The organism is Dyella sp. (assembly GCF_035508675.1).
Taxonomy (GTDB): domain Bacteria; phylum Pseudomonadota; class Gammaproteobacteria; order Xanthomonadales; family Rhodanobacteraceae; genus Dyella_B.
The window spans coordinates 1-4,124 of sequence record NZ_DATJMN010000018.1; the positions used below are offsets into that span (position 1 = coordinate 1).

The 4,124-nt window shown below is 62.4% G+C and carries 4 protein-coding genes; 3 read left to right on the forward strand and 1 reads right to left on the reverse strand.

Going from position 1 to position 4,124, the window contains the following annotated elements:
* Positions 1-46 precede the first annotated feature (46 nt).
* The 3 genes from VMA74_RS01050 (at position 47) to VMA74_RS01060 (ending at position 2,333) form a co-directional block, all read left to right on the forward strand.
* Entirely contained in the window at positions 47-793 is a 747-nt protein-coding gene (locus VMA74_RS01050; protein WP_325363941.1) for a hypothetical protein, read from the forward strand.
* On the forward strand, positions 790-1,557 hold the full coding sequence (locus tag VMA74_RS01055) for a hypothetical protein (protein ID WP_325363943.1): 768 nt from the start codon (positions 790-792) through the stop codon (positions 1,555-1,557). The genes VMA74_RS01050 and VMA74_RS01055 overlap by 4 nt, the downstream gene beginning before the upstream one ends.
* Positions 1,558-1,688: 131 nt before the next feature.
* Positions 1,689-2,333 (forward strand): DUF6348 family protein, encoded by a 645-nt coding sequence (locus VMA74_RS01060; protein ID WP_325363945.1) that lies wholly within the window; start codon positions 1,689-1,691, stop codon positions 2,331-2,333.
* Between the two features lie 144 nt (positions 2,334-2,477).
* Here the strand turns inward: VMA74_RS01060 and VMA74_RS01065 are convergent.
* Positions 2,478-4,124: glycoside hydrolase family 76 protein (locus tag VMA74_RS01065; RefSeq protein ID WP_325363947.1), on the reverse strand; the 1,647-nt coding region annotated here is incomplete at its 5' end.

The following is a 4,124-nucleotide window of genomic DNA, read 5'->3' on the forward strand; positions in this document are numbered from 1 at the left end:
TGAATTTGCGCGATGTCTTTCTAGACCTGGTCAAGGAAGCGCCCTGATGCTTTGGTACAAAATGTGGCGCGAGAGCGGCGTGCGCTTCACCATCAGCGCCGCCGCATTGCTGTGGATGTGCGCGATGGTGGTGCTGCTGCAACGGCGCGTGCGGGCTCATGCGGACGAACCGATCAGTTACGCGCACTACATTTGGAGCGCGGTTTATAAAGCGAATGTGCTTGATCTTTTCGTTCTGCTGGTGATCGTGCTCGGGCTCGGTGGCCTGCTGCAGGAGCGCGCGCAGGGTACGGCCGGTTTTACCTTGTCGTTGCCGGTAAGCCGTTGGCGGCTGACCGCCGTCAGGGCCGCCATGGGGTGTTTGCAGGTTGCGATATTGGCATTGCTGCCTGCGCTGCTGATTCCGCTTTTGTCACCGGTTGTCGGAGAGACTTATTCGTTCGCGCCTGCGTTCCAGTTCAGCGTGTTGTGGGCCGACGCCGGCATGGTGATCTTTGCGATGGCGCTGTTCTTCTCGGTGGTTTTGCCGGGCGCGTACTCGGCGGCGATTGCGTCGGTAGCGGCGTTGCTGGCTTATTCGATCCTGGCCGACCTGCCGCCGCTTGCACGCTATCCTGCGCTCGATCTGATCGAGACCATGCATGGCGCACAGCTTTTGGCTTCCCGGCGTGAGGTATCGCTGGCCGCACTGCTTGCTCCGCTGCCTTGGCTGGCCTTGGGCCTGTACGCGCTGGTGGCGCTGTGCCTGGTCGGGGCGGCCGGCGCCATCATGGCAGGCAAGGATTTTCCTTGAACACCACGGCTGCCTTGCTGTTCAAGGCATGGCGCGAGAGCCGCGGGCGGTTTCTCATCAGTGCCGCGCTATTGGCAGCGATCTGCGTGTTCGGCGTGTTCTGCCGCGGGACCCTGATGAAGGTGATCGTGCCTGAGGGACGGTTTGGCGGCGATCCCTACGTGGGCTACATCTATGCGTTGGTGTACGCAGGAACAGCGCGCGGTTTGTTCACCATCATGGTCATGGTGCTTGCGCTGGGCGGACTGCAGCGGGAACGCCTGCACCAAACCTTGGGCTTCACCTTGGCCTTGCCGGTGAGCCGTACGCGCCTGGTATCGATGCAGGCGTTGCTCGGCTTGGGACAAGTCGCGGCGTTGTCCATGCTGCCCTTGGTATTGCTGACGATATGCTCGTCGCTCGCGCAGGTGTCGTATCCGCTGGCGCAGATGGCGTGCTTCGGCTTGTTGTGGTTTACCGGCGGCGCCGTGTTCTTTGCGGTGGCCTTGTTGGCGGCGACGTTGTTCCGCAACGAATACACTGCACTGACCGTTGCGTTCGCCTTCACGATTTTCTACCCCATGGCGGTGCTCTTTTCGCCGTTGAGCCGCTACCCGTTGAATATCCACCACATCATGAGCGGCGTGAGAATGCCGTATTTCAACGTCCACACCGCGTTGCTGGTGGGCGCGCCGCCTTGGGCATTATTGGCTTGCATGCTGATGATGGCAGGCGTGTTGATCGGCGTGGCCATTCAAATCACCAGGCGCCGGGACTATGCGTGACAACGCACGCAACCGTAGGCTGGAATGACAATCCCAGCACCGCCGTGCCAACGCCTTGTGGCGGCTTGATCAGGCGAGCTTGGTATAGTGACCCGTTTTCGATGCGCAGCAGATGCCGCCAGGGATTCACCATGACCAGTTCCAACACCTTGCAGACCGAGTTGCTTCACCTGTTCGAGCGCCACGACGTAGAGCTCGAAGTGGATGAGGATTGGCTGGTAACCGATGGCGATTTTCCAGCCGTGCGCGCCAGTTGGCATGAAGGTGGAGCAGGGGCGCCGGGCCGGTTGGATGTGGATGTGGTGATCAGTGAAGAACGCCACATCGAGGAAAGCTTTGCCGGTAATGGGCAGGGCATCGCCGGCCTGCGTGATGCGCTTGGCGCGTTCGAACGACATGTCCTGCACGTGCTGCTGGCTGCGTGCTGGTACGTCACGGATGATCGGCGCATCCAATTGCAAAGCTGGGAGCTCGGGGCGCGCAGCTGGGATGTGTTTGTTGGCCCCTTCGCGTTCAGCCGCGGCGATATCGCTGCACCCGAAGGCTGGTTGCCAGCCTTGCAGGAGGCCTTGCGCAACGAATCGCTGAGCGGCCAATTGCACTGGATTCGGCTGTTCCACCGCCGCGAAGAGGATGGCTCGGTCGTCGCCGAGGCCTTGCTGGACAACGAGCCGTGGCCGGGCGGGGATCGCCTGTTGGGGCAGTTGCATTGGCCGTTGACGGACCAGGGATATGGCGCGCGTTGTTTCATTGCGCTGGATATTCGTGATTATTGAAGTGGCGTGGCAAGTCGCAGCAACCCGTAGGTTGGCGGTGAGGCAGCGCCGAACCCCAACATCGCCCTCTGCATGGCAACGTTGGGGTTCGCATACGCTCACCACCAACCTACGCGCTGTACGCCCGGAACGGGCGCATACGACTTATTCGACGATATTCGCCGTAACGTGATACACGCGCCCACCCCAGCCATCATTGGGGAAGGAGTCCGACACTTTCAGGTAAATCGGCTTGGCGCCATCGGTGGCGGCGCCGAGATAGGGCGTCAGGTCGATGGTGCGGGCGGCCTTGTTCGAGCCATCGGTGATGGGCTGGGTCTCTTGCAGTACGGTTGTCCAGTTCGTGTTGTCGGTGCTGACTTGCACCAGGAATTCGTTGTCGATGGTCAGGGTGACCTGCGCCGAGGTGGTATCGGCCGGGAAGGGGAACCGATAGGTGAAGTGGGCGTTGCCGTCGGCGAAGCGGTTCTGCACGCCGTTGCTCTGCGAGCCATCCGGATCGAACAGCCACGGGGTTTCATCGACAGTGCCGGTGTCGAAGTCGATCGTGTGCGCAATCAGCACGTCAGCCTGGGTCGTGAAATTCATCCCCGCCGCGGCCACGTTGGCAGTCACCATGTAATGCCCATCCGTGGCGGAACTCGGCACGGTGACCGTCAGCGGAATGCTGCTGCTGACCGGATTCGCCAGGCCATGCGGCTGCAGCCGCACTTGGGTGGTTGGCGGTGTGGCGCTCCAGCCGGCGGGCGCATCGATGGCGGCGTGCGCTTGCAACGGAAAGAACCCGGTTGCCGAGACGCCGAGATCGACCGCGATGGCGGTGCTTCCCGATGCAGGCGGCATCACCACCGGTTGTGCCGGCGACATGGTGGCGGCCAGCGATTCCCACGGTGTCAAGGCCGGTACGTCGCCGATCAGGGCGCTCAGCGCGCTGGCCTGGGTGCGCCAGTCGAACACGTTAGGGTTGGCGTCGTTGGTGGCGCCGGACCAACGGGTGCCGAGTCGCCCGGCGGCGTCGCGGTCGTTGTTCCAGATGCTTTCGGCTTGCTGCTCAAGAAACGCCGCATAGCGCGGATCGTGAGTGGTGTCGACAAGCTCGGTCCAGTAGCGCATGAAGATGCCCTTGAACTGCTTGCCGTTGTCGTCGCAGGTCTGGTCGGTGGCATCGCAGCTTTCGGTGAGGATGCCGTTGCTAACCAGTGCGTTCGGTCCGATCGCGGCGTCGGCCAGGCGCCGCACGCTCGCCAGGATCTGCGGGTTTCCGGTGGCACGCCACAACGCCAGCCCGGCGCCGATCGCCATGCCCTGGTTATACGTCCACACGGTCTGGCCGTTGTTGGTGCAGGCGTTGGTGAGGCCATCGTTGACCAGGCCGTTGGGGTTGATCATGCCGCTGGCCTGGAACCACGCCCAGGCGGCGCTGGATCGGGCCAGCCATTGGGTATCGCCGGGAATGCGGTTGTGCAGTTCGGCGGTAAGCCGGATCCATAACCCATTGGTGATGGCGTTCTTGTAGGTGCGCTCGGCATCCCACCACACGCCGCCGCCGCAGGTGCTGGTGTCCCAATAGCCATACACGTAATTGGCGATGGTGACGGCCATGTTCAGGTACTTCGGGTTGCCGGTCAGGTCATAGGCTTCGACCCAGGTCAGGCCCCACCATGCGGAGTCGTCGATGGCGCGGCTGGTGAAATTGCCCAGCAGCGGATCGCCCGACAACACGCCGGCTGGAAACACGCCCTTGTCTTTTTCGAAGGTGTTGTCCAGTTGGCCCAAGTAGCGGCGATCGCC

Excerpts from the sequence above, each read along its gene's own strand:
- VMA74_RS01050 (WP_325363941.1), top strand. The coding sequence starts at position 47 with ATGCTTTGGTACAAAATGTGGCGCGAGAGCGGCGTGCGCTTCACCATC.
- VMA74_RS01060 (WP_325363945.1), top strand. The coding sequence starts at position 1,689 with ATGACCAGTTCCAACACCTTGCAGACCGAGTTGCTTCACCTGTTCGAG.